At 43.7% G+C, this 26,349-nt stretch carries 20 protein-coding genes; 18 read left to right on the top strand and 2 right to left on the bottom strand.

Translation table 11 applies throughout. The features are described 5' to 3' along the window. The first annotated feature begins 213 nt into the window (after nucleotides 1-213). A complete protein-coding gene (purN, locus tag QT979_RS10035) occupies nucleotides 214-927 on the top strand; it encodes a phosphoribosylglycinamide formyltransferase (protein WP_333309551.1) in 714 nt (237 codons plus the stop codon). Next, nucleotides 920-2,029, top strand: a complete 1,110-nt coding sequence (locus QT979_RS10040) for a class I SAM-dependent methyltransferase (RefSeq protein WP_333309554.1) — start codon at nucleotides 920-922, stop codon at nucleotides 2,027-2,029. Before purN ends, QT979_RS10040 begins: the two co-directional genes overlap by 8 nt. A 194-nt stretch (nucleotides 2,030-2,223) precedes the next feature. On the opposite strand, the gene rlmN is transcribed toward QT979_RS10040, so the two are convergent. Then, complete coding sequence (gene rlmN / locus QT979_RS10045) at nucleotides 2,224-3,333, bottom strand: 23S rRNA (adenine(2503)-C(2))-methyltransferase RlmN (protein ID WP_333215352.1); 1,110 nt, start codon at nucleotides 3,331-3,333, stop codon at nucleotides 2,224-2,226. A 300-nt stretch (nucleotides 3,334-3,633) separates the two neighbouring features. Between rlmN and lgt the strand changes: the two genes are divergently transcribed. From lgt to QT979_RS10065, 4 genes are all read left to right on the top strand, one after another. Then, the gene (gene lgt / locus QT979_RS10050) at nucleotides 3,634-4,527 is read left to right on the top strand and encodes a prolipoprotein diacylglyceryl transferase (RefSeq protein ID WP_333309557.1); all 894 of its coding nucleotides are present in this window, start codon (nucleotides 3,634-3,636) and stop codon (nucleotides 4,525-4,527) included. Nucleotides 4,528-4,647: 120 nt separating this feature from the next. Continuing rightward, nucleotides 4,648-5,427 carry a precorrin-4 C(11)-methyltransferase gene (cobM, locus tag QT979_RS10055; RefSeq protein WP_333309560.1) on the top strand — a complete coding sequence of 260 codons (780 nt, stop codon included), beginning with the start codon at nucleotides 4,648-4,650 and terminating at the stop codon, nucleotides 5,425-5,427. A gap of 58 nt (nucleotides 5,428-5,485) precedes the next feature. Then, nucleotides 5,486-6,391, top strand: coding sequence for a dienelactone hydrolase family protein (locus tag QT979_RS10060; RefSeq protein ID WP_333309562.1), 906 nt, complete (start codon nucleotides 5,486-5,488; stop codon nucleotides 6,389-6,391). A gap of 152 nt (nucleotides 6,392-6,543) precedes the next feature. Further along, on the top strand, nucleotides 6,544-7,026 hold the full coding sequence (locus QT979_RS10065; protein WP_333084418.1) for a flavin reductase family protein: 483 nt from the start codon (nucleotides 6,544-6,546) through the stop codon (nucleotides 7,024-7,026). 91 nt (nucleotides 7,027-7,117) lie between these two features. Here the strand turns inward: QT979_RS10065 and QT979_RS10070 are convergent, their stop codons facing one another. Further along, on the bottom strand, nucleotides 7,118-7,681 hold the full coding sequence (locus QT979_RS10070; protein ID WP_445304769.1) for a pyroglutamyl-peptidase I family protein: 564 nt from the start codon (nucleotides 7,679-7,681) through the stop codon (nucleotides 7,118-7,120). Between QT979_RS10070 and hisH the strand changes: the two genes are divergently transcribed. The 12 genes from hisH (at nucleotide 7,671) to QT979_RS10125 (ending at nucleotide 26,161) form a co-directional block, all read left to right on the top strand. After that, nucleotides 7,671-8,306, top strand: a complete 636-nt coding sequence (gene hisH / locus QT979_RS10075) for an imidazole glycerol phosphate synthase subunit HisH (protein WP_333309565.1) — start codon at nucleotides 7,671-7,673, stop codon at nucleotides 8,304-8,306. The genes QT979_RS10070 and hisH overlap by 11 nt on opposite strands. 179 nt (nucleotides 8,307-8,485) lie before the next feature. Beyond that, entirely contained in the window at nucleotides 8,486-9,028 is a 543-nt protein-coding gene (gene rsmD / locus QT979_RS10080; protein ID WP_333309568.1) for a 16S rRNA (guanine(966)-N(2))-methyltransferase RsmD, read from the top strand. Nucleotides 9,029-9,285: 257 nt separating this feature from the next. Continuing rightward, complete coding sequence (gene glmM / locus QT979_RS10085) at nucleotides 9,286-10,746, top strand: phosphoglucosamine mutase (RefSeq protein WP_333309657.1); 1,461 nt, start codon at nucleotides 9,286-9,288, stop codon at nucleotides 10,744-10,746. A 191-nt stretch (nucleotides 10,747-10,937) separates the two neighbouring features. Then, nucleotides 10,938-12,605 carry a glycosyltransferase family 39 protein gene (locus tag QT979_RS10090; RefSeq protein WP_333309571.1) on the top strand — a complete coding sequence of 556 codons (1,668 nt, stop codon included), beginning with the start codon at nucleotides 10,938-10,940 and terminating at the stop codon, nucleotides 12,603-12,605. An 18-nt stretch (nucleotides 12,606-12,623) separates the two neighbouring features. Beyond that, nucleotides 12,624-13,598 (top strand): hormogonium polysaccharide biosynthesis glycosyltransferase HpsN, encoded by a 975-nt coding sequence (gene hpsN, locus QT979_RS10095; RefSeq protein WP_333309574.1) that lies wholly within the window; start codon nucleotides 12,624-12,626, stop codon nucleotides 13,596-13,598. 30 nt (nucleotides 13,599-13,628) lie between these two features. Beyond that, entirely contained in the window at nucleotides 13,629-14,798 is a 1,170-nt protein-coding gene (hpsO, locus tag QT979_RS10100) for a hormogonium polysaccharide biosynthesis glycosyltransferase HpsO (protein WP_333309576.1), read from the top strand. A 41-nt stretch (nucleotides 14,799-14,839) separates the two neighbouring features. Then, a complete protein-coding gene (locus QT979_RS10105; RefSeq protein ID WP_333084412.1) occupies nucleotides 14,840-15,187 on the top strand; it encodes a hypothetical protein in 348 nt (115 codons plus the stop codon). After that, entirely contained in the window at nucleotides 15,184-15,363 is a 180-nt protein-coding gene (locus QT979_RS10110) for a hypothetical protein (protein ID WP_333309579.1), read from the top strand. The genes QT979_RS10105 and QT979_RS10110 overlap by 4 nt, the downstream gene beginning before the upstream one ends. 47 nt (nucleotides 15,364-15,410) lie before the next feature. Further along, the gene (hpsP, locus tag QT979_RS10115; RefSeq protein ID WP_333309581.1) at nucleotides 15,411-16,646 is read left to right on the top strand and encodes a hormogonium polysaccharide biosynthesis glycosyltransferase HpsP; all 1,236 of its coding nucleotides are present in this window, start codon (nucleotides 15,411-15,413) and stop codon (nucleotides 16,644-16,646) included. Between the two features lie 60 nt (nucleotides 16,647-16,706). Next, on the top strand, nucleotides 16,707-16,955 hold the full coding sequence (locus tag QT979_RS29020) for a transposase (protein ID WP_445304770.1): 249 nt from the start codon (nucleotides 16,707-16,709) through the stop codon (nucleotides 16,953-16,955). A gap of 414 nt (nucleotides 16,956-17,369) precedes the next feature. After that, the gene (locus tag QT979_RS10120; protein WP_333309583.1) at nucleotides 17,370-18,275 is read left to right on the top strand and encodes an AraC family transcriptional regulator; all 906 of its coding nucleotides are present in this window, start codon (nucleotides 17,370-17,372) and stop codon (nucleotides 18,273-18,275) included. A gap of 1,211 nt (nucleotides 18,276-19,486) precedes the next feature. Continuing rightward, nucleotides 19,487-26,161, top strand: a complete 6,675-nt coding sequence (locus QT979_RS10125) for a calcium-binding protein (RefSeq protein WP_333309585.1) — start codon at nucleotides 19,487-19,489, stop codon at nucleotides 26,159-26,161. Nucleotides 26,162-26,349 lie beyond the last annotated feature (188 nt).

The raw sequence follows: 26,349 nt of genomic DNA on the forward strand, positions 1-26,349 counted from the left end.
ATATTTCCATGTAGAGTGCGACCAAGCACCATTTACCTCTATAGTAGAATACGAGTGAATAGTTTTTATCTTGATGACAAGCGAATTTCTTGATAGTACCCGCCACGTGATTAATCCGTGGAATCAATCCAAAATCTAAAATCTAAAATCCTCAAGCCCCGAATTAATCCGTGGGGTCGCCTCCAAAATCTAAAATCTAAAATCTAAAATCGAATGACCGCTAATCCAGTATCTGTTAATTCCAATGCCTGCCTCATTTCTCCTGAGATTGGCAAAAGTGCGTTAGCGAAGCCCGCCCCTAAGGGGGCTACGCCAACGAAGAGAATCGCTCCCGCTCACACTCCATTAAAAGTAGGAGTTTTGGCATCAGGAAGCGGCAGCAATTTCGAGGTAATTGCCCAAGCCATCCAAAACCAACAACTCAACGCTCAAATCCCAGTATTAATTTACAACAATCCCGAAGCCAAAGCCGCAGCCAGAGCCGAAAAATACGGCATTCCCTCGATTCTTCTCAATCACCGCGACTGCAAAAGTCGCGAAGAATTAGATACAAAAATTGTCAAAACTTTCCAAGATTATGATGTAGAATGGGTCGTGATGGCGGGTTGGATGCGAATTGTTACCAAAGTTTTGTTTGATGCTTTTCCCGATCGCGTTATAAACATTCACCCCAGCTTACTGCCGAGTTTTCCAGGAATTCGCGCCGTCGAGCAAGCACTAGCCACCAAGGTTAAAATCACTGGATGTACGGTGCATATTGCCCGTTTAGAAGTAGACAGCGGGCCGATTTTAATGCAGGCTGCGGTGCCGGTATTGCCTGATGATACAGCAGAAACACTGCACGCTCGAATTCAGGTGCAAGAGCACAAGATTATGCTCGGTGCGATCGCACTTATTGCCGAATCTAATCAAAAAGATTGTGACTAAAAACCTCACCAGTGCCGCATCTATTGCCCAATTGCCCGTCAGCGAATCACCCGAAACAGGCCCGCCGCTGACTGACTCCAATCCCCTGAAATTAATTCTCAAAGAAAGGCTCAAAAAGAACATCGGCATCAAGGGAGAATTCTATCTGCCTTGCTTGCCATCGATGCTAGACGACTATCTTAAATTACTCTCTGACTTCTTAAACATTCTCGGACAAAACATAGACGCTGCCCAAGCCGAAAACTTGCGAACATTAATCGCCAACGCCTTAGCAGAAGGATTCAAAAATTCCCCCCACGCTAATCTAATAGTCTCATATTTTCCCGCCAATTCCCAAAGCGGTTTAGCTGGCGGCATTACTCTGAATACCCAGATTCAAATCGAATCAATGGCCCAAAAATATCATAGCTGGCCGGATATTCGCCCCGAACCTTTATTCGGCAGCAATCCCGATGCCAAAGTCATCGCCATTGCTGCCGAATTAGGCGAACCGGGAAAAACACCTATTTTAGATGTTGGTGCGGGCCCGGGGCGCAATAGTTTGCCTTTAGCAAGGTTAGGTCATTCCGTGGATGCGATCGAACTAACACCGATATTTGCCGAGAAGCTATCAGCAGCAGCAACCGCCGAAAACTTGCCGATAAATGTCACCCAAGGCGACGTTTTAGACCCATTATTGAGGATGAAAACTTATCGGTACAAATTAGCCATTGCTACCGAAGTTCTCTCTCACTTCCGCTATCCCGAACAAATTCGTCTTTTCCTCGGCAAAATGTCCGATGCTGTTTTAAGCAGCGGGTTTATATTATTCAGTGCTTTCTTAGCTGTAGAGGGGTACGAACCCGATGAGATGGCAAAACAAATGTCTGAATTGTGTTGGTCTTATCTGATTACCAGGCAAGAATTGCAAGCAGCAATCGAGGGTTTGCCGTTAGAAATTATTTCTGATGAATCGGTAATTGAATACGAACAGAAACATTTGCCTGACTCTGCGTGGCCGCCGACACCTTGGTTTGTCAGTTGGGCTAGCGGGCGCGATTTATTTTCTGTGCAACAAACACCGCCGTTAGAGTTGCGGTGGATACTTGTTAAACGCTTGTAGCTAAATTAGTAGAGTGTGTCAGAAGATATAGCCAATCCTAAATCATTGGTGAATTTCTTACTCCCTCCCCTTAGTAAGGGGAGGGTTGGGGTGGGGTAAAACATTTACAACTCATTTAGGATTGCTATAATCATCGATAAAATAACGCACTCTGACGCACCGTAGGACAATTTTTAGCGGTTAAAAATCCAATCCTAAATCTCGGATGCCCGCAATTGTCCGCAGGCTGCATCTGCTTCTAATCCGCGAGAATAGCGCACGCTAACTGCAATTTTCTTTTCCTTCAAAGTCGCAACGAAACTGTTAATTCGATTGGGAGTCGGTCGCTTATATTCAGCTTCCTGAATCGGATTATAAGGAATCAAATTGACGTGACACTGAAAGCCGCGCAACTGACTAGCCAACTCGGCTGCGTGTTCTGGCAAGTCATTCACACCTGCTAAAAGTACGTATTCAAAACTTAATCTGCGCCCAGTCGATCGCACATATTCCCGACATTCTGCGATTAACTCACCCAAAGGATAAGGGCGGGCGCTAGGAATTAACTCTTCGCGCAATCTTTGATTGGAAGCGTGGAGGCTGACGGCGAGGGTAACTTGCAGTTGATGTTCAGCTAGTTGGCTGATGCGATTGCGAATCCCGACTGTGGAAATAGTGATGTTTCGCTGTCCAATTCCTACGTCTTGATTCAAACACTTGACAGCAGCTACAACGTTATCGAAATTCAGCAGGGGTTCGCCCATTCCCATAAATACGATGTGGCTGACTCTGCGGCCGAAATCTTGCTGTACTGTCAAGACTTGATCGACGATTTCGTTTACTTCTAAATTGCGCTTGAAACCGCCTTTTCCGGTAGCGCAAAAGTCGCAGCCCATCGCGCAGCCAACTTGGGCTGAGACGCACACAGTCAGCCGTTTATCGGTGGGAATGCCGACTGTTTCAATGATTTGACCGTCTGCCAATTTTAAGAGATACTTTACGGTGGCGTCTGGTGCGACAGATCGATAGTGAATTGTCGATCGCCCGATCGGAATTTTAGCAACAGTCTCGCGCCACTGTTTCGAGAATACAGAAATGTCAGAGATCGATCGCGCACCTTTCTCATAAATCCACTGGTACAACTGCTTTCCCCGATAAGCCGGTTGTCCCTGCTGCTGCACCCACTCCGTTAACTCAGCTAAACTCGCCCCCAGCAAGGGCGGAATTTTACCCGACTCAACAGCCAAAGCAGCAGTCTTGCGAGACTGATTCGCACCCCTGGAATTACCAGAAGAGTACACCTGAGAAACGGAAGTAGGAGACATAGGTCATCAGAAAATTTAAAGCCATCCTCCATATTAAAACTTCTCGACCAAAACTGCCGTTAATCCTCCTCAAGCCACTTATGCAGAAGCCACAAGGTATAGCAAGCAACCGCGCCCGACGGTTCGGACGTTCTTAATGGCCTTTTCCCCATACGGTATTCCTTCTTCCTTCTTCCTTCTTTTTTGGCAAAATTCCCCAAATATTGCGTGTAAATGACCGCAGCCACCTAAAATAAACTCTGGAGTTTGTTAAAGGGTGTGCAAATTTAACAGTTTTCCATCACAATTAATGCAACTTTTATGGTGCTAAATATTCTTGCTCTGCCCTTAGCGTTTCAATTTACATCGCCCGGCCCAATTATCTTTCAACTTGGCCCCGTAGCCATTCGCTGGTACGGGCTGTTGATAGCTTCTGCCGTCTTGATTGGGGTCAGTCTGTCCCAATACTTGGCCCAAAAACGCCGCGTAAATCCCGAATTATTGGGTGATTTGGCAATTTGGCTGGTTCTGGGCGCTATTCCCTGCGCTCGAATTTATTACGTGGCTTTTGAGTGGCAGCAATACGCCCAGAGGCCTGAAGATATTATTGCAATTTGGAAAGGCGGAATTGCAATTCACGGGGCGATTTTGGGTGGAACGATCGCAGCTTTAATTTTTGCGAAAATCCAGCGAGTTTCTTTTTGGCAATTGGCCGATTTAATCGCGCCTTCGGCAATTCTCGGTCAGGCGATCGGACGCTGGGGAAATTTTTTTAACTCCGAAGCTTTTGGCAGTCCTACGGATTTGCTTTGGAAACTCTATATTCCGCCAAACAGCCGCCCGCCCGCCTATGCTAATTTTGAATACTTCCACCCCACATTTCTCTACGAATCCCTGTGGAATTTGACAGTATTTGGGTTGCTTCTAACTTTATTTTTCCGCGATTTGCAGGGCAAAATTCGCTTAAAAACTGGTGCTTTATTTTTGGTTTATATCGCAGCTTACAGTTCCGGTAGAGTCTGGATTGAAGGGTTGCGAACTGATAGTTTGATGTTCGGGCCGCTGCGGACGGCACAGATGGTAAGCTTGACTGGGATTGTGTTAGGGTTGGGCGGGTTAGCTTGGCTTTATTTGCTTGATCGACCTTTACCCGATGTTGTCTCCCCCAATAGCGATCGGGCAAATATCACTCCGAAATTGCCAGAGGATCAATAAAAAACCCCAGAGAGGTTAGTCTCTAGGGTTCAAAACCAGGGTGCATCTACCATCTATTACTTCCAACCAAAATAGGTACATCCGGAAGAGTCCGTAAATTTAGCAAATTTTTTAGCAGCAATGAGTTTGACAGAGATTGAATCCCTAATTCCAGGGGTATACATTGTAGGTGCAGGCCCAGGAGACCCGGATTTGTTGACTGTTAAGGCTCAAAAATTACTGGCTGCAGCCGATGTCATATTATTTGCTGACTCGTTAGTTCCAGAGCAAATTTTGCAGGGGGTGCGCGCAGATGCTGAAGTGATCCAAACTGCGGATAAGACCCTCGAAGAGATTGTACCTTTGATGGTGGAACGAGTGCGGGACGGAAAAAGCGTCGTCCGCCTCCATTCGGGCGATCCCTGTCTATACGGGGCTGTGGGCGAACAAATGCAAGCTTTGGCCTGCGAGGGAATTGCTTTTGAGGTAATTCCGGGAATTAGCGCTTTCCAACTTGCGGCGGCTAAACTTAAAATTGAGTTGACAGTTCCGGGAATTGTACAGACAATTATTTTGACCAGAATTAGCGGTCGAACCGAAGTACCGGAACGCGAAGAATTGGCGAGTTTAGCGGCTCACCAAGCGAGTTTGTGCCTGTATTTGAGCGCCCGCCATGTCGAACAAGCTCAAGCTAAATTGATGGAACATTACCCATCGGATTTGCCTGTAGCGATTTGTTATCGGTTGGGCTGGCCGGATGAAAAAATTGTGCTAGTTCCCCTTGACAAAATGGCCGTTGCTACGCGCGAAAATAATTTAATCAGAACGACAATGTATGTTATTAGTCCGGCGTTGGGAAAATCAGCAGAAGGACGATCGCGCTTGTACCATCCAGAGCACGATCGGCTTTTCCGTCAGTAGTCATTAGTCAGTAGTCATTAGTCATTAGTCATTAGTCATTGGTTAGTTCCAATTACCAATGCCCAATTACCAATTACCAATGCCCAATGCCCAATGCCCATTCCCCATTCCCCATTCCCCATTACCGATGAAAGATTTAACTCGCAGACAATTTATTACTGTCACCGCATTAAGCGCCGGATTTGCGTTAGCAGTTCATCCTATTGCGGCTGCCGTTATCAATACCGATGCTGCTGGTTTAGTTGCAGGTGAGGTAAAAATTCCCGTCAAAGACGGCTCAATTCCAGCCTACAGAGCAATGCCAGCCAGCGGCAGCAATTTTCCAGTAATTTTAGTAATTCAAGAAATTTTCGGAGTTCACGCCCACATTCAAGATATTTGCCGCCGTTTTGCTAAATTAGGTTATTTAGCGATCGCCCCAGAAATGTTTGCCCGTCAAGGTGATGTTTCTAAACTCACCGAGGTTCAAGAAATTATTAGTAAAGTTGTCTCGAAAGTTCCCGACGCTCAAGTTATGTCTGATTTAGATGCAACCGTAGAGTGGGCACAAAAATCAGGAAAAGGCAATATTAATAAGTTGGGAATTACAGGATTTTGCTGGGGTGGCAGAATTGTTTGGCTGTACTCTTCCCATAACCCGAAAGTCAAAGCTGGAGTGGCTTGGTACGGGCGTTTGGTTGGCGATTCTACGGCTTTAACTCCCAAACAGCCGATCGACATTGCAGCAACTTTGAAAGTGCCTGTATTGGGGCTTTACGGGGGCAAAGACCAGTCAATTCCCAACGATACAGTTGAGAAAATGCAGGAAGTTCTCAAAACTGGCAGCAGTGGTTCGGAAATTGTGCTTTATCCAGATGCGCCGCACGCTTTTAACGCCGACTATCGCCCCAGTTACCGGGAAAAAGAAGCTAAGGATGCTTGGAAACGGATGCAAGATTGGTTTAAAAAGTATGGAGTTTCATAATAGTTGTGAGTTGTTAATTTTCACTGAAAACTGGTGTCAAGTTTGGGATCTAAAAAGGGAATATTAGCGAATAGCCCTTAAGACAGGTGGGTTTGTGGACCCGACATTGGTAAACTGAGCGGTGTAGAATTATCGATCGAACAGGTAAGCCCGTGCTAGACGAACAAGCTAAAAAGACCATCTTGCGGAAAATCCCTCACGGATTGTACATCTGCGGTGTCAAAGACGGGGAGGAAGTCAACGGTTTCACCGCTAGCTGGGTGATGCAATCTTCCTTTACCCCTCCCTTAGTTGTCAACTGCGTTAAGCAAGACTCCAAATCCCACGGCATGATCAAAGCCAGCGGTGTCTTTGCTTTGAGTTTCCTAGAAGCAGGGCAAAAAGAGTTAGCCCAGAAATTCTTCAAGCAGCAGCGCCGCGTTGGCAATAAATTTGAAGATGTAGAATTTTATCCGGGCGCGGAAACTGGTTGTCCGATTATCTCGGATTCTCTGGGTTACATCGAGTGCAAAGTTGTCGGTTCTGTGGAACACGGAGACCACACAGTTTATGTGGGAGAAGTTTTGGCAGCCGGCGTCCACCGAGAAGGAAATCCGTTGCTGCTAGAAAGCACCGGTTGGAATTACGGAGGCTAAAGACTTGGCAGTTGGCAACTGGCAGTTGTCAGTTGTCAGTTGTCAGTTGTTAGTTGTTAGTTGGCAGTTGTCAGTTGTTAGTTGTTAGTTGTTAAGGGAGGCGAGTTAAAATTAATAAAAAATCGGCGACAATTTTGTCGGCATTTTCTTCTGTCAAAATTGGTACGTGTACAAAAATACATTTGGTGCTAAGTTGAGAATCTGCAAGGTGTTTTAAAACTGCATAATACAGGGCTTCGCAAACAAATTTTCCGGCTTCGTGACTGATTTCTGTTGCAGCTAAATCAGCGACTAGCGGTTCGAGATTAACTGATGTTTGCCGAATGTCGCGATCGCAGCAAGCGCAAGATTCTATAGTTAACTTTTGCCTGCTTTCGGCCATACCGCAGCAGATAATAGTATCGGGTTGTAGTTGGTTGATTTGGGCGATCGCTAAATTAGGTGCTAGCTGAAAATCTACTGGCAGTTTCCTCAAAAAAGTCAGGGAATCAGGCAAAGATTTGATTTGGGAAATCTTAGCTAATAAGTCGTCGGAAGAATTGGATTTCTGATGGGGAAGCCAAGTATCAAATGAGGTTAGCAGGATTTTCGCCGTCATATTTGTGCAATAATACTTATATTGATAATATAAGGCAAGTAAGTCAATGTCTGTCATTGCAGTAGTGGACTATGACATGGGCAATCTGCACTCGGTCTGTAAAGGCTTGGAAAATGTGGGTGCAGTGCCAAAAATAACAGATTCTCCTGCTATAATCGAGCAGGCTGATGCGGTGGTTTTGCCGGGGGTGGGTTCGTTTGACCCGGCAATGCAGAATTTACGATCGCGCAATTTGATAGAACCGATAAAAAGGGCGATCGCCTCGGGAAAACCTTTTTTAGGCATTTGTTTGGGTTTGCAAATTCTGTTTGAAAGTTCCGAAGAAGGTGTAGAACCGGGATTGGGCGTTATTGCGGGAAAAGTGCGCCGATTTCGCTCGGAACCGGGTTTGACAATTCCCCACATGGGATGGAATCAATTGCAATTTACTCAGCAGAATTTGCCGCTGTGGCAAAATTTACCGTCTGATCCTTGGGTTTATTTCGTGCATTCTTATTATGTCGATCCGGTGGATTTGGAAGTGCGATCGGCAATTGTGACTCACGGTAGTCAAAACGTGACGGCGGCTATAGCTAAAGATAATCTGATGGCCGTGCAATTTCACCCGGAAAAGTCTTCGAGTACGGGATTGCAAATGCTGTCAAATTTTGTCAGTCTAGTGAGGGAAAAAGTACCTGCTTAGGTGGCATGAATCTTTAAAAAAACCCGGTAGATTGCCGAAACCGGGTTTGACATTTTTAAAAGTCTTCTTCCTTCTTCCTGACATCCGTTACAAAATCCGTTGCCGAACTTCCTTCTTTTTTCTTCCTGACATCCGTTACATCCGTTACCAAATCCGTTGCCGAACTTCCTTCTTCCTAAATGAGCCTAAGAATCAGTGGCAATCGCCAAATCAAAACTCTGCCGGGACTCGCAACTCGCCCTACACCTTCGCGAGTCAGAGAAGCTTTATTTAATATTTGGCAAGGGACGATCGCAGATTGCAGATGGCTTGACATTTGTACCGGCAGCGGTTCCATGGGTGCAGAAGCTTTGTGTCGTCAAGCAGCGAGTGTCACTGGCATCGAACAGTCGGCGAAAGCTTGTGCAATTATCCGCGAAAACTGGGAGCAAGTAGCAGACTCGTCCCAAACATTCCAAATACTGCGAGGAAACGCGACGGCGAAGTTGGCGACACTAGCGGGGCAGCAGTTCGATCGCATTTACTTCGATCCGCCCTACGCCAGCGACTTGTACGAACCTGTGTTAAACACGATCGCCAGCCAAGAAATGCTAGCACCAAATGGCGAAATGGCCGTCGAACACAGCCCGGAGCGATCGACACAACCGATTTCCGGTCTAGAAATTTGCCGCCAGAAAGTATATGGCAATACAGCATTAACCTTCTATACCCGCAGTTGCTGATCGGCTCAAACCGCAGCAGCGTCACGCCTGGAGACAGAAAGAAACCGGGTTTCGTGGCGTGGGCGCGCCCCGGTACTAAAAGTTTTTCCCTTAGATACAATACAAATTTTTCCGATGAAGTTAAGCTTTGTGCGTAGGTTGTCTGAGCAAGTTGCCTCAGCAATTGACGAAATAAATGCTATTTAGGCTGAAAATAAAGACTTTCAGTTGTAACATGAACCCAAAGTGTGAGTGTGAATATTCCTAAAGGAGTGAATATGGTTCAGACACCTTCGCGCCCTCGTGGCAGCGAGTTTCCGGCTGCTAACTCGGTACAGCCAGTCAAACGCGATACGATTCTGGTGGGAGATAGCCTCCCCCTGCCCAATACCAAACTCTTCGGCACAGACGGCATTCGCGGGAAAGTTGGAGAATTGCTGAATGCACCCCTAGCCCTGCAAGTCGGCTTCTGGGCTGGACAAGTTCTACGGCAACATTCCCCCAACCAGGGGCCTGTGATTTTGGGGCAAGACAGCAGGAATTCCAGCGATATGCTGGCAATGGCACTGTCAGCGGGTTTGACAGCCGCCGGTTTGGAAGTGTGGAATTTGGGATTGTGTCCCACTCCCTGCGTTGCTTATCTGGCAAGCGTTTCGGAGTCGGTCGGCGGAGTGATGATTTCGGCTTCTCACAATCCCCCAGAAGACAACGGCATTAAATTTTTCGGCTCAAACGGCTCGAAGCTGTCGCAGCAGTTGCAGGAACAAATCGAAGCGGGAATCCGGGGGGCAAAGGTTCCGGTTGCTAGCTTGGCTTGGGGGCACCACTACCATCGCGCTGAGTTGGTTAAAGATTATGCCACTTCGCTCTGTGATTCGCTGCAAGAGATGAATTTGGAGGGAATGCGGATAGTTTTGGATTTGGCTTGGGGGGCCGCTGCGGGTTTGGCGCCGGCGGTGTTCGCGCAAATGGGGGCGGATGTGATCTGTTTGCACGACTCTCCTGATGGATCTCGTATTAATGTTAACTGCGGTTCTACTCATCTCGACAGTTTGCAAGCGGCTGTTTTGGAACACAATGCCGATTTGGGATTTGCTTTTGACGGCGATGCCGATCGAGTTTTGTGTGTTGACAACCAAGGGCGAACGATTGACGGCGATTACATTCTTTATCTGTGGGGCCGGCAGTTGCGCGACTCCCAACAGTTACCATCCAATTTAATTATTTCTACTGTAATGGCTAACCTCGGCTTCGAGCGAGCTTGGGAAGAATTGGGGGGCAAACTAACTAGAACCAACGTCGGAGATCAGTACGTTCACGCTGAAATGCAGCGCACTGGTGCGATGTTGGGCGGCGAACAGTCTGGACACATTCTTTGTCCGCATTACGGTGTCAGCGGCGACGGTTTGCTGACAGCTTTGCATTTGGCTTCGCTGGTGCGCCAGTCCGGGCAATCTTTGGCACAATTGGTAAGTGGCAGTTTCCAAACTTATCCGCAGTTGCTGCGAAATATTCGGGTGGACGATCGCGAAAAACGCCTGAAATGGCAGGAGTGCGAGGCAATGCAAAGTGCGATCGATCGTGCTACAACAGCAATGGGAGAACAGGGACGGGTTTTGGTGCGCGCTTCTGGCACTGAACCGCTAATTCGAGTTATGGTGGAAGCTGCCAGTGCCGAATTGGCTAATTTTTGGACTGAAAGTTTAGTTTTAGCCGTTCAGCAACACATAGCTATCTGATGGAAATGGGGAATTAATCTGAAGGAAGAAGGGAGAAGGAAGAAGGAAGAAGGAAGAAGGAAGAAGGAAGAAGCCTCTAGAGAAATATAGGGGCTATTGAAACCAATTTCTCATTCTTTATTCCTTCTTGTTTACTCCCTCTGTCCTAAATAACTAAATCCTTCTTTCTTCATTTCCCCATTTCTGATTGTATGAACACCAAATCAATTCAAAATGGGCGGCTGCATCGAATTTCGTTAAAATTTTTAATTGTCGTCATCTTAATAACGGGGATATGGTTCCGCTTTACTAATCTGGATCGCAAAGTCTATTCGTTCGACGAATCTATAACCTCGCTGCGAATTTCTGGCTACACTTGGACGGAAATGGTGCAGCAAGATTTTCAAGGCAAAACAATTAGCGTCGCAGATTTCCAGCGGAAATACCAACAGATAAATTCCGAAAAAACTTGGTGGGATACTGTTAAAGGTTTAGCTACAGAAGAACCCCAACTATCGCCGCTGTATTTTATTTTAGCCCGATTTTGGGTGCAGTTGTTCGACCCGCAAGTGGCGACTGTCAGAAGTCTTTCAGCTTTGATTAGTTTGTTAGTTTTTCCCAGCATTTATTGGCTGTGCTGGGAATTATTTCGCTCTGCGTCTGTGGCATGGGTGGCTGTTACAATCGTTGCTGTTTCACCATTTCACGTCTTGTACGCGCAAGAGGCAAGACCGTACATGATGTTTGCAGTCCTGGTTTTGTTGTCGAATGCAATTCTGCTGCGGGCGTTAGCGAAGCCCGCCCCTACGGGGGCTACGCCAACCAAGAGGATCGCCCTACAAAATTCTCCCAGCACATCTAAATTTAGTAAGGCTGTTTGGTTTATTTATGCGATCGCCCTGACTTTAGGACTGTATTGTAGTTTATTATTTTTTTTAGTAATATTGACCCATGGCATTTATGTAATTATCCAGGAGAATTGGCGTTTTGGCAAGACATTAATTACTTATTTAGTAACTGCCACAATAGCAATAATTCTTTTTGCTCCTTGGATTTGGGTATTACTGAAGAACGCGCCAAAAATCGAAGCAACAGTAGGCTTGCCCCGCCTTTCCCTGTCTTTCATATCTTCACTTAAACCTTTAATTCTCATTACCTGCCGAATATTTATCGACACGCATTGGGCGGGCGGAATCATCAAATCTGGTTCTATAAATATGACTACAGATTTAATCAGAGTGATTGTAGTAGCCGTATTGCTGTTAGCGATCGCACATTCAATATACTCGCTCTGCCGCTCAACTCCTAAACGAGTTTGGCTGTTTGTCTTGACAGCGATCGGAATTACAGCGATAGTATTGATAGCAGTGCGAGGCGTTGCCGATCGCTATCTGGTTCCCTATATTTTAGCAATCCAGATAGCTGTTGCCTACCTATTCACCGCTAAAATTAAAGTCGCTACCAATCCCCGCCAGCAAAAACTGTGGCAGCTCGGTTTAATAGCCATAATATCGAGTGGAATAGTTTCTTGTGCCGTCAGCTCACAGTCGCAACTGTGGTGGAACAAATATCCTTCTAGCACTAAATACAATCCGCAAGTAGCGGCGATTGTAAATCAAGCGAAAAAACCTTTAGTAATCACTCACGGAGGTAACAACATCACAGGAAAAATACTGTCTGTCAGCTATCTGCTGAAGCCGCAAGTACAGCTTTTGTTGGCAGTTAAACCCGAACAAGTCAAAATTCCTGATGGTTTTAGCGATGTATTTCTCTACCGAGCTACAGAAGCATTAAAATTTGAACTAGAAAAAGTGCAAAAATATAAAATTACATCAATTTACAAACCAAGCGATGGCTGGCTTTGGCGTGTAGAGAAATAAGCAAAGTGGCAACTGCAAATGATGATTTCTGTTGTGATACCTACCTACAACCGTGAACAACCTCTGCGAGAGACATTGGCTGATGCGATTCGGCAAAATTACCCGAATTTTGAAGTGCTGGTAATTGATCAAACTCGCACCCACGAATCGGAAACTCAAGTTTATTTAGAGCAATTGGCAAATGCGGGCAAAATTCGCTGGTTTCGGGTAGATTGGGCTAGTTTGCCTGCTGCTCGAAATTATGCAGTGCGGCGCGCAGTGGGAGAGATTATTTTATTTATTGATGATGATGTACAATTGCCAGATGGTTTTTTGGCAGCTCACGCTGACAACTATTTAGAAAAACCCGATGTGGGATGTGTGGCGGGCCGGGTTTTTGACAGAATGAAACTGGATAATTCTGGAGGCGATTTGGCGATCGAATATTTGCCATCAGAAGCGATGGATGCGGGCATTGCCTGGTATTTTATCGATTTGGTGCATACAGTAAAACCGCAGCAGGTGCTCTCGGCTAGAGGCTGCAATATGTCATTTCGCAGGCAGGTTTTTGCCGAATGGGGGCTGAGGTTTGATGAGCGGTTTGCAGGGAGTGCGGTGCGGGAGGAGTCGGATTTTTGTTTGAGATTGCGATCGACGGGCATGAAAATTTGGTACGATCCCAATGCGTGTTTAGTTCACTTGGGGGAAGAGAGCGGCGGGTGTCACGATGTCAGTACGCGATCGATCGAATATCAAGTAACATTTTATCACAACCATTTCTTCATGGGATTGAAAAATTTAACAGCTTTTCAATGCCTGCGATTTTTTGCCAAACTATTTGACTGCCACGTTTTGGGAAATCCACCTTGTTATAAAAGCGCCTCGCCCATTAAAATTGTAACTAGATTTGCTTTTTATATCCTGGGTTTTCTCAGTGCTATAAATACACTAATTCAATCTCTGTGGAATGATGGACAAAGTTATAGCCATCAAGACAAGATTAACGCTCAATAATTACCTATTCCCATTCGCCCTTCCCAATAAATGAGAATTCTCGTGGCTAGTCACACCTATATTGTGGACATTAATCGGGAAAAATTCAAGATATTAGCCAACCTAGAACCCGATATTGAAGTAACAGTTGTAGTGCCGCAGCGTTGGAAACCTGGAGGCGTACAAAATAAGATTATAGAAACGCAATTTTATCAAAAAGGCTCATTTAAAGTAGTCCCCGTCTCCAACTTTAGTCAAAACAATCAAGGATTGCTAACTTTTGGTAGAGATTTAATTGAACTTTTGCAGAAAATTAAGCCGCAGATAATTCAAGTTGAACAAGGTTCAAAATCCCTCGCTTGTGCTCAATTAATTTTACTAAATAAACTGCTCAAACTCCAAGCAAAAAATATATTGTTTACTTGGTGGAATCTGCCTTATCAATTGAATTGGCCCATTTCACTCTTAGAAAATTACAATCTTCAGCACACCGACGGAATTATTGCAGGCAACTTAGATGGAGCTAAAATTTTGCGGCAGCGGGGCTATCAAGGTGCGGTAAAAGTAATGCCACAACTCGGAGTACATGAAACTTTGTTTCGCCGCACTGGTAAAGACGCTGATTTATCGCGCAGGTTAGGAATTAAACCGACCGATTTTGTGGTAGGATTTGTAGGGCGATTTGTCGAAGAAAAAGGATTGTTGACTTTAGCTGAAGCCTTGGCAGGGTTAAAAAAAAGCTCTTGGAAGTGGCTGTTAGTAGGACAAGGAAAATTGCGAGCGTACCTCGCCGAAAAATGTAGAGAATGGGGAATCAGCGACCGAATAATCTGGGTTGAAAGCGTTTCCCACGAAGAAATTCCCCCTTACATTAACTTAATGAACTGTTTGGTATTGCCTTCGCAAACTAGCTATAAATTCAAAACTTTGACCACGGTGGGCTGGAAAGAACAATTTGGTCACGTTTTAATTGAAGCGATGGCCTGTCACATTCCGGTGATTGGTTCAGACTGCGGGGAAATTCCCCACGTCATCGGCGATGCGGGTTTATTGTTCCCAGAAGGAAATTCCGGGGTTTTGCGAGAGTGTTTGCAGAAATTGATGGAGCGGGGCGAGTTGGCTGCTGATTTGGGCGATCGGGGTTATCATAGAGCGATGAGCAATTATACAAATAAAGCTTTAGCTGAGCAGTTATTGGAATTCTACAAAGAATTATTGTAACTTTTAGCTATAATGCAAGTGTTAAATAAAAACTGTGGTAAATGTCTATTCCTCCCGATATACGCTCTTTGGTTAACGAACTCTACCAGGTACTAGACGATAGTGAGCGCCAAGCAACGCTGGGACTTTTTGCACTTAGAAGAGCCATGTCTCTTTTTCCCCAGAATGAAATACTGATGCAATACTTTTCTTCAATCACCAATTTTCAATTCAACGTAGCAGGTACTCGCTTACAAGCAGAACACATTGTGGGCAATGTATTGATGGCTGGTGTGCCCCATGAAGATGTTCAAAAAGCAGGAGATTATTTAGCAGCCTTGCTAAAGATGGCTCCTGAATCGAGAATTATGATTGACAAAGTAGTTGAGAGATTAGAAGCATTGCCATGAAAGAATTACCAGATGAAAGCCTACTGCTGGAAATCCTTGAAATTGTGAAAGCTGCGGAAGCAAAAGCCAGTGAAATGTATGAATTTTCCAAGGAAATGGCTCACAATACCCAAATTACAGCAACAAAGAGAGAGGAAGCTGAACAGCTAGACGGGCAGCCTTTTGCAGATAATTAAATTTGTAATGGGAGATGTTGGTATGTGGATTTAAATAACTATCCCTGATGCGGATTCTCCAAATTATCCCCTCAATTTCCTTGGTATACGGCGGGCCAAGTCAAATGGTACTCGGACTTTCTGCGGCCCTCGCAGCAAAAAACATTGATGTCACCATTATCACCACAGATTCTAACGGAGATATCGGTCAACTTCCTTTAGATGTTCCTCTAAATCAACCAATACAACAAAACGGTTATCAGATTATTTATTTCCGCTGTTATCCCTGGCGCAGATATAAATTTTCACTCTCGTTATTGCAGTGGTTAAATGAAAACGCGCGACAATTTGACCTGGCTCATATTCACGCTCTTTTCTCACCAGTAACTACCTTTGCAGCCACAATTGCTAGATATCACAAGTTGCCATATATTATGCGTCCCTGCGGTATGCTTGATCCCGCTGATTTGCAGAAAAAAAAGCGCTTGAAACAGATTTATGCCACGCTTTTAGAACGCCCTAATTTAGCAGGCGCTGCTGCAATTCATTTCACAAGTAAAGAAGAGGCTAAAATCTCAGAAAGATTTGGTTGGGGTAGCACAGGCAAGATGCCTGTGCCACGGGATTTGGACTGCACAGGCAAGATGCCTGTGCCACGGGATTTGGTGATTCCATTGGGGGTGACAGCAGGTTTGTTTCCTAAGAGATTGCGGGAATCAGAAGTGCCAATCATCTTATTTATGTCGCGAATTGAACCTAAAAAAGGGCTTGATTTGTTAATTTCAGCATTAGAAAGTATTTTGGCATCGGGCATAGAATTTCACTTTATTTTAGCTGGTTCAAATCCCCAAGATGCTGATTATGAAACACAAATTAAAGTACAAATTCAGAATTCAAGCTTAGCAAAATACACAAGAATAACTGGCTTTGTGAGCGGTGATTTAAAAGTTGAACTGTTGACAAAAGCCGACTTATTTGTATTGCCTTCTTATTACGAAAACTTTGGCATTGCTGTAGCAGAAGCGATGGCCGCCGGTGTACCTGTCGCCATTTCCGATCGCATACATATTGCGGAAGACATACAGCAAGCAGAAGCTGGTTGGGTGGGGCCTCTGGAAGTAGGGGCGATCGCCAATTCAATCAAATCAGCACTTCTGAATCCACAGGAACGCCAACGGCGGGGATTGAACGGCAAAAAGTATGCCGAAAAGTATTATAACTGGGAGGCGATCGCCCAGCAAACCATCGATGCTTACCAGCAGATTTTGTCATCTATAGCAGAAGGAAGAAGGAAGAAGCAATAAAATCAATCGTTTCAGCCATTAACAACGTCGTAACCGTCTTGGCGGTTGCTATATTGACTAATGCGACTGGGGTTTACCTTTTACTTCTTCTCCTGCTCCGAGTTCTTGTGCTGCTGCTTTACTATCCCACGACTGTCAAATGAGCCCCGTCGAGGCCCTTTTAGCCGTGAAATTTACCGTCAACGCAACATTGTTGAACGTGCGATCGACCGACTCAAGCAATTTCGTCGGATCGCCACCCGATATGAGAAGCTGACTGCAAATTATACAGCCACGATCGCGATCACCTGCATTCTGTTGTGGTTATAGTTTGAAAACACGCCCTAGTCTTATGAACAAACTGCAAGCACCGGACAAAGAAGCCACGGTCAGGTTTACTGTGGATATGTCCGTCGGGAGAGCATCGTAAACTGCCGATGTTGGCAGCAAAGACGGGGCGCAAGAAAGTGGACCAGAGTGCGGATGCTGCTGGAGGATGGGTTGAAGGACGTGGATGCGTAGGGCGATCGGGCTGTGAGTTTGGACTTGCGTAATCACAGATATAGGGGCTTTTTAACAGAGATTGCGCCTCTAAAGCTCACATTCGGCACCCCCAAGGAGGAGCGTAGGCGGATTGAGGGGATAAAAGTGAATCATCTGAGATAATAGTGGGTTAGTAGTTAGACTACTTTGGTCGCTATTTAAAGAACTATTATTCGTACAAATTTAGAGAGCAAATTTATAATGTCAGCAGAGAGACCTTTAGAGATCGATTACTCTCAAAAAGATTCAACCTTAACGTTTGCTCCGCGTCCAGTGATTCACTCCAGTCAACAAGCGGGGTGGAAAAATATCCATCTTGCACATTATCAACTGCCTGCAATTGATTTCCCTGAAACAACAGGTCTTCAGCACCTCATTTCTCTACCATCGTGGAAGCAGCCAACGGAAGTAGAAATGGTGGTTGATGGAAAGCGGTATCGATTTCAACATGACCAACAGGAAAAGGGGCATATTGAAATCTTTCCTGCTCATATGCTGCTCAAAGTGAGGTCGAGTCAGGCAGGGGAAACGACTCACTGCTATCTCGATCCTACATTTCTAGCTCATGCTGCTTACGAGTCTGCGAATCCAGAGAAAATCGAACTGAAGCCGATGCTATCAAAGCCCGATCCGCTAGTCTGTCAAATTATCTTAGCTCTGAAAACGGTATTAGAAACTGATCCAACAAATAGTGGCTTCTATGCGGAGTCAATGGCAACAGCTATGGCAGCACATTTTTTGAGAAACTACTCAACCCGCAAGCACATTCTACCAGAGTATGAAGGTGGCTTACCTAAGTACAAACTGAAGCAAGCTCTTGAGTATATGAACGTTCATCTAAGTGAGAACCTATCATTAGCCACCCTTGCAGATGAATTGCAGATTAGCCAGTACCATTTCTGTCGATTATTTAAGCAATCAACTGGAACGACTCCTCATGCGTACTTAATTCAGCAGCGAGTAGAGAAATCGAAGCAATTACTGAAACAGAAAGAAGGCACAGTGAATGACATTGCGATCGCGTGTGGTTTTGCCAATCCCAGCCATTTTGCTAAGCATTTTCGCAGATACACAGGCATTTCACCCAAGCAGTTTCGCATGATGTAGCAAGAATATGTTCAATTCGCAAGGAAGTGTTCGACTTGAACTGGCAAAGATGATTAAAGTCGTCTTGTATAAACGGAACTTTCCCGATTTGGGGGGCGTCCGTTGGTTATATCTATTTTGGGATATAGGTTGGGGCGATTTGATCGTTAAACATCTGCAGTCATATCTTTAAGATTTATTTAATCTTTGTCTACTACCTCTTGTGAGATAGTAAGATTAAGTAAAAAGCCGACTACATAAAAGTTTCCAAAACTTGTAGTTATGTAAAAGATTTTCCCCTACTGGAAAGTCTTACCCCGTATTTTTTTGAACCGAAACGATCGCGAGCATGGGGGAGAACTTCCGTATAAATTCACCTCAATTCAGTGCATCTGATTTCAGGGTGGATTTGTGTTCAGAATGATGTGAACTGTAGAACCGTCAGAGTCAGAACACAAATCACTGAAGCTGCTGCCGTTCTGGCTTGCCAAAACGCACGCTAAAAAAACCTTTTTTAGGGGATTTTCAATCGAAAAAAAAAGTGCACTGTTACCACTAATTGTTAAATTACACAACGCTCGATAAGAGTAAGAAGTCATGTCTAAAAAAGCTTTTCTGCGAAACTTATTTATTGCTGGTATCGCGCTTTATGGTGCGATCGCCTCTATCAGTAAGCCAGCCTCTGCTGCACCAACTACTTTTTAATGTATTGCGAATGGTAGCGGGTATGCCACCATTGCTGTCGCTGATGGCAAGAAGACGAAGCCTTTAATCACGTACAATAATTCTGTCTTTTATGGAAGTGATTTTACTCCTCAACGACGGCGATGCCAAGAAAATTAAGGACGCTAACTTCGCCTAAACGATTGTGCATGATGTAGCAAGAACATGTTCAGACCGTAATAATATGTTCGCCTTAAACTGGCGAAACTGATTAAAGTGATTATGGCTGGTGTATCTAACTTTTTTTCGGCAGATTCCGGATTCTGTACAACTTGCAAAGTAAGTAGGACTGACGCGCGGATAGCCATAAATAAATAAATCGGTTTTTTACGAATTTTTTTCGCACTTACCCACAAATTCGGTAAAAAACTAAGGTGATTTGGCATAGATGCGTAAGTCCTGCTAAGGCAAATGTTCGGCGCAATCTAGTTGCAGCGAGCAGTTACGATTTGCTCCGCTTTCTCTTAATTACATTTTGACTTTTTACTCTACTAAGTTACTCGGTAAATATGATGAATAATACTTATTCTGTCGGCAAGAATATTCTGGTAAAGGCTAACTCAATGGTTGAACAAAACCTACTCTTGACGTTGGAACAAGCTGTTTTACGAGCGCAGGAGCAATTGCAAGTTTTCGCCAGCGATTCAGAATTGGGTCAGAAGATAGAACTGGCGTTTGGGTCAGGAGTAAATGCCGAAGAGTTGAGAAAAGCTTGGCAAGCAGGAGACTTCAGTCAACTGCCTCACATTGAAATTCGTTCAGCTAAAGAAATTAATGGAGCAAATGGGGCATTTGCCAAGGCAACTAACACGGTTTATTTGTCTCAAGAATATTTAAGTCAAAATGTTGGAAATTCTGAAGCTGTGACTCGCGTTTTGTTAGAGGAAATTGGGCATTTCGTCGATTCTAAAATCAATATCACTGATACACCTGGGGATGAAGGACAAATATTTTCAGCAATTGTATCGAATCAAAATTTGACACCAGACCAATTACAGGTTATCCGTGGTGAAAATGATAGCACTTTCATTAATTTAGATGGGCAAGTTATTCAAGTTGAGCAATCAGTACCCAATCAAATTTTATGGTCTCAACGCATTGGAAAATCTATTGAGGACACATTTTCTATTGGTAGTTTAGTGGGTTTACCAAATGCGAAGACCTGGACTACAAAGGATATTTTTCAAAAACCCCTCCAAAGTTTAGGGTTGGGAAATTTGATCAAGAATGATGTTTTGGGACTAGATACGGCTTTTGGCCCGATATCTATCCCTGAACTGAAAACTCCCAATATATCTCTTGGAGGTGTGGTTAGTGCGTCTGCTAATGCTAAGTTTACCATTGCTGGACCCAACAATTCATCTCAACCAGCGAATATAAAAGCAGGTCTTCAGGTTGATGCTGGTTATAACTTAGGTGAAGTTAAGTGGAATTTACCTCTTTTTACCGATGTAAGTTTAAATGTAACTAATGGTTATTTAGATTTCCAATCCAAATTTGACAAAAGAGGTGCTTTTTTTGATTATATCAGCCCCTATTTTTACTTAGGTATCAAGGGTATTTTTGAATCTAAGGCAGCAGCTTACATCACAGGCGGAGCTTCTTTAGAATACGTTGATATAATTGAATCATTGTTTTCCTGGGAGAAGAAAACTAACACTAAATCTGTAAGTTTTAATGAAAAAATCCCCCTTTCTGCCAAATTAACACATCAGTTTGTTGATTTTGATACTCGTAAAAATCAACAAACTATTGACTGGATTGCAAGCCGTAAAACGTACAATTTTACTGAGTCTGGAATAAAATCAGACCCCCTACCTCTGGGTAAATATTTAAATTTTGGATTTAACCTTCCTAATTTAAATAACATTGATTTTAAATCAGATTTAACAGCAGATGGTTACAAATTTTCAGCTTCAGCGAAAGCTAAGGATCTAATCAGCTTCGATTTGAAGTTAGATGACATTATTGCTGATAAGCTCCCGATTCCTACAAGTATTGCCGACAGTCAAGAATATGAAATTTTTGGCAAAACTTTTGGTTACAATTATGACCTTTCTCTATTTGATGCTAGCCTCAAAGTCGCGTTAGATGCTGATTTTAAAGTTGATTTTACCATTAGCGATTTACAGCCTAAGCTATTTATTGATGGGGTAGCACTAGACGATTTAAAAGGAAACATAAACTTTAATCTCCCAGCAACAGATCCAGCTATTGTGGCATTAGACAAAAACAAAAATGGAAAGTTAGATATTAAGCTAAAGTTCGACCCACTTCTAACTGCCAATGTTAACTCTTTTTTGACTCCAACTATTAACTTAAAAACAGGTATAGGTAAGGTCGCCTTCAATTTAAAACCTTTTAATATAGGTTTTGATAAGCTTCTGCTTCCCATTTCTAATAGCGAAAAATCTCTTGGCAAGTTTGACCTACTATCAGCTCCGTTATTTTCAAAACGATTTAGCCAATTAGATGATTTAATAGCACCTAAGATAAATTTAGCTTCACTACTTGAGTATGATTCTCAGATTGATATCGATTCGCTTCGTACAGCGATCGATCCTAAAACCAAATTTTACCTTGGGACCCCTAATCCAGATTACTTGGCTGGTACAAATTTAAACGATAAGCCTAAAACTCCAGATAATCCTAACACTCCAGAAGGGTTGCAAGAAGATTCTGATGTAGCTCAGTTAAGTCCAGGTAAAGATGATTTAGATGGTGGACCTGAAAGCAGTCCTATCCCTGTTGAGCCATTTTCTTATCAAGATGCTTTTGGTAAAGATATTTTAACGAAAAGAATTCCGAATGGTGATATTTTTATTCTAGACTCAGATATATATTCACTGACAAAGGGTGATGTTCGCTTATTTGCAGATATAGATGCAAAAGGCAGATTCTTTGAACTAGATCTTGATGGCAAATCGGGTATAACTAATGGTCCAGACACACAACTTCGTGATTTTGAAAGGCTAATTTTATCTGATGAATTAAAAGCAAGTAGTCAAGGAATAAAATTAAACTTAGCCAGTCTAAGTGATTTTGGTAATAGTAAACCTCGTCTCTATGTTGGTGGACTTCCTAATCGAAAAGCTTACTCTCCCGCCGCCCCTTTATCTACACATCATTTGACCACTACTAAAGGTTCAGATTATTTAACCGTACCAGTTGGTTACAACGATGTACCTTATATTTTGGGAAAGGGTGACGATGTAGTTGATTTCTCCCCTAATGTTAGTACGCTTCGGGCTGGAGAATATTCTTTAGATCCTTTGTCTTACATTTCTGGAACAAGTCCTAATAATTCTTTAAATACGGACTGGAAAAACCCTTACGATCCGTCTACAAATTTACGGGCATTTGTGGGGAATACTAGAAGTTTCTATCAAGATGTGATTGATTTAGGAGGAGGCAACAATACAGTTTCCCTAACAAATATCTCTAACCTTGAGTATCCCTACAATGTCTTTATCAATTCAGTAAATGTAGGTGGTACTAATAATATAAAAGGCGATCTCTCAAAAACAAGTCATGCTCTTGTACTCGTAAATTTTGGGGGCTCGTCGAACATATCATTAACCCATTCTGGCTTTGGTAGGACTAATCAAATCAATGGCATTTTGAGTGGTGGTGGTAACAATATTAGTTTTACACCCCCCAACCCTACAGGTAATGATGCCCTACGTGAATCAAGTTTAACTTTTGTATTAGATAGTGAAGGGTTACAGCAAAAATTTAGGGTTTCAGAAATTCAAGAAGTTGAAGTGGAATTATCGGGTTCCAAAATTGTTTATCGAACCGCCAATCCTAGTAGCGATTCCCCGCTAACTTTGACGGATAATCTAGACCCAGATACGCGTTTGAATACACTCCGCATAGCATCGGCTGATATTGCTGGTTCTTCAATACAAAAAGAACTTGGCAGTGACGTACGTTACTCTCTCCAAAGCCCCGCTAAACAAACTTATATTGTTGGCAAAGTTTCTCCTCCTCCAGATACCTCTGGAGGAGGAGGTATTTATCAAACCATTAATTTAAGAGGGAGATTAGATAGCCAAAAAGGAAGCTATAGAAAAGTTGTTTTGAAAAATGAGCTGAATAATGCAGTAAGTCTTGATGATTTAGTAGATGAAGTTGTGATTGAAGGAGCAAGTGCATTAAAGTTTTTCGATAGTGGTAATTCTCGAGCAAATTACGGCAAGCTTGATTTAAGACAAGTTGACTTTAATTCTCTTACTAATCCATCGGCTGCTTCTGATTTTACCAGTAGAAGTTATGTACATGAAATTGTTTATTCTGATAATGCCGATCGCATCAGCAATTCTACTGCAAATAGCTACTCTCCCAGTGTCTTAACGGGATCTTTTCTCAATTCTCCATTTGCTAAGTATGCACCTTTAGTAACTCATAGACTCGGCAGTGGAGATGATTTAATCAGTGATGGTCTTGCTCAATCACCCGGACTGATTAGTTCCACCAACACATCTAAATATGAATTTTTCTATTTAGGTTCTGGAAATAACACTGTTGTCAATCATGATTTCTTGAATACTATTCCACTCTATAGCAGTGTAAATTTAGTTGCTTATCAGCCTGGAACAGGTATTGAAGACTTAACAGGTGGTGAAGATTTAGGTGGGGTAGTTAGTGCCTATTCCTATCAAGTCACTGATAGCAATTCTTCTCTACCCATTCCAAGAGCGCCTTTTGGTGACGTAGTAGTTTATACTGAAGGAAGTCGCTCGGACTATGTAATTCAACGTTCGCAAACCCAACCTAATGCCATTGAAGTTATCAAAAAAGATGGGACGAAAGATACATTATTTGGCGTTAGCTTGATCAAGTTTGAAACTGAAGATGTGAGTCTCATTCCCGTCCCTAATAGCATCACTTCTCCAGCAGAAGTTACACGCATCGATATCTTTGGAAATGACCTTAAATCTCGCCTTTTTTACTCGCACGTTGTCCGTCCAGATGGCGAAAGCTTTGACATTCAACTGGATAATAAATGGGCAGTCGATCGCGTCGATGTCACGCAACAGGAGATTCGTCAACCCGGCGCAGTTCCCACGAGTGGGAATTATGAGATTCCGGTTGGACTAACTGAATTTAACCTAACCAAAGCACTTTTACTCAAAGAGTTCAAAGACCCAGATATCAGCGTTAAAAATCTCTATACCCTCAATGACTTAACGATCGGCGATCTAAAAGTTACTCAAAAAGTCGTTCAGGGAACTGAAACCATTGATGTAATTATTCCAGTCGAAACTCTAGACGATCGATGGTTAATTAAATCTACCAATCCTATTACCTTAGACTCGTTCCCGTTTGAAATCAGTTACATCATCACCGAACCAGAAGGCTATTCTCACCTTGTCCGTCTCAATCTCAACCCTTCAGAAGTCATCTCCTTACAAGACTTGCGAACCATTTTCCAAGCCGGAATTTCTAACAACGAGTTTAACGGTAGCAATGGCAACGATAACATAGACGGCAGCGACCAAGCTGAAACGATCCGAGGCAATGGTGGACAAAATATCATCTACGGAGGCGCAAGCGACGATCGACTTTTCGGTGGTGATGACTCAGACTTCATTTCCGGCGATCCTGGAAGCGACACCATTGAGGGGGGAAGCGGAGATGACATCATTGATGGTGATAGTGCATTAGCCCAAAATATGGCTCCAGCATTAGGTACAGAAACCTCAACCTCAACTTCTGTTTCTGCAAACGATGTCATCAATGGCGGGTTTGGAGATGACATTATTTTGGGAGGTATCGGTGACGATCGCCTGATTCCTGGCAAAGGCAATGACTTAATTGAAGGAGGCGAAGGAACAGATACAGGTGTTTCGTCCGGCACAAGTACCGACTACAGGCTCAGAAAACGCCTTGATGCTTCTATCCTGCTGATTGATGAGCGTACCACCGACAATGAAGGAATTGAACTGTATCGAGACACTGAAAAATTTGAGTTTAGCGATCGCACTTTCACCATTGATGAAGTGCCAACTTCCTCTGTAGGCGCTGCTGCCTTTAATGAAGATCAAACTCAGGTAACAATCCAAACTTCTGAGCAGAACTTAGAGCTAAGAACTGTTGAAGGAAGCAAAATCGTCTCTATTGATATTCCTTCCTTAGAAGACCTGATCGTTGATAAAGTTCTATTAGCCAAATCGCTGGCTGTGCTTGAAAAATATCGCAATACTAAGGGAGAAAAGTTCAACGCCAGCAGTTCTGTTCTGGAGTTTTTGGTACAGACACCCGATACATCTTCAAAAGAAGTCATTGAGTTTAAGCTTGCCCAAGAGCAGGATGCTAATACTTTTATCAAGATAAAGCCTAGCACTGGTGAAACTTTTGAATTTAACTACAATCCTGCAACTGGTACGGGGGCAGAACTAATTGACTCGAATGGCAATGGGTTAGTGGATCTAGTCAAAATCCATCTCAAAGATGGTGATGTAGGAGATGCCGACGGAGAAATAAACGGTGTTATTTACGACCCCGGTATGTTGGGAAAAACGGCAAGCAATAGTGGCAGCACTGGTAATCCCCTTCCTACAGCCCCCACTCTCGAACCAATCCCAGAGTCAGCCCCAGCCCTTGAAGAAACCAACACCCTAATTGGCACTAACAGTGATGACCTTATCATCGGTCGTCAAGGTGATGAGGTCTTAATCGGTAAGTTGGGAAATGACAGTCTTTTTGGGGGACTGGGTAATGACTTACTCTATGGCAATCAAGGCGAAGACATTCTCAACGGGAATCATGGTAACGATACCGTGTACGGTGCCGAAGGCAACGATATTGTCCGCGGTGGCAAAAACAATGACCTGATTTTGGGAAACTTGGGAGATGATAACCTTTTCGGCAATCCGGGCAATGACACATTAATTGGCGGTCAAGGCAATGATTCTCTTATGGGTGGTGCTGGTAACGATTTGTTTGTTCTGGATCCTGCTACCGGAGTAGACGCGATCGCTGACTTTCGAGTAGGTCAAGATCGACTCGAATTGTCCGGTGGTTTGAGGTTTGAGCAGTTAGATATCGCTCAAGGTACTGGCATCTCTTCACGAGATACCTTCGTCCGCATCGCTGCTAATCAAGAATTACTGACAGTTCTGTCTTATGTGCCAGCTATTTCTCTTACGGATGCTGCATTTACCTTTGTTGGAACATAAATAGCGTTGACTGATACCAAACTCTGGTTACTTACCCCATTTATGATGGCGAAAAAAGACTTCACCCCCGAAAGTTGTAGTTTGAAAACACGCCCTAGGTAACAAGGTAACAAATTTACCAAAAGCTCCAGACGAGACTGTTCTGCTTCCGTTTCTGAGTCCACCTCCAACTCCCCAGCCGGGAACTG

The sequence above is a fragment of the Microcoleus sp. w2-18bC1 genome (genome assembly GCF_036700365.1).
GTDB lineage: Bacteria > Cyanobacteriota > Cyanobacteriia > Cyanobacteriales > Microcoleaceae > Microcoleus.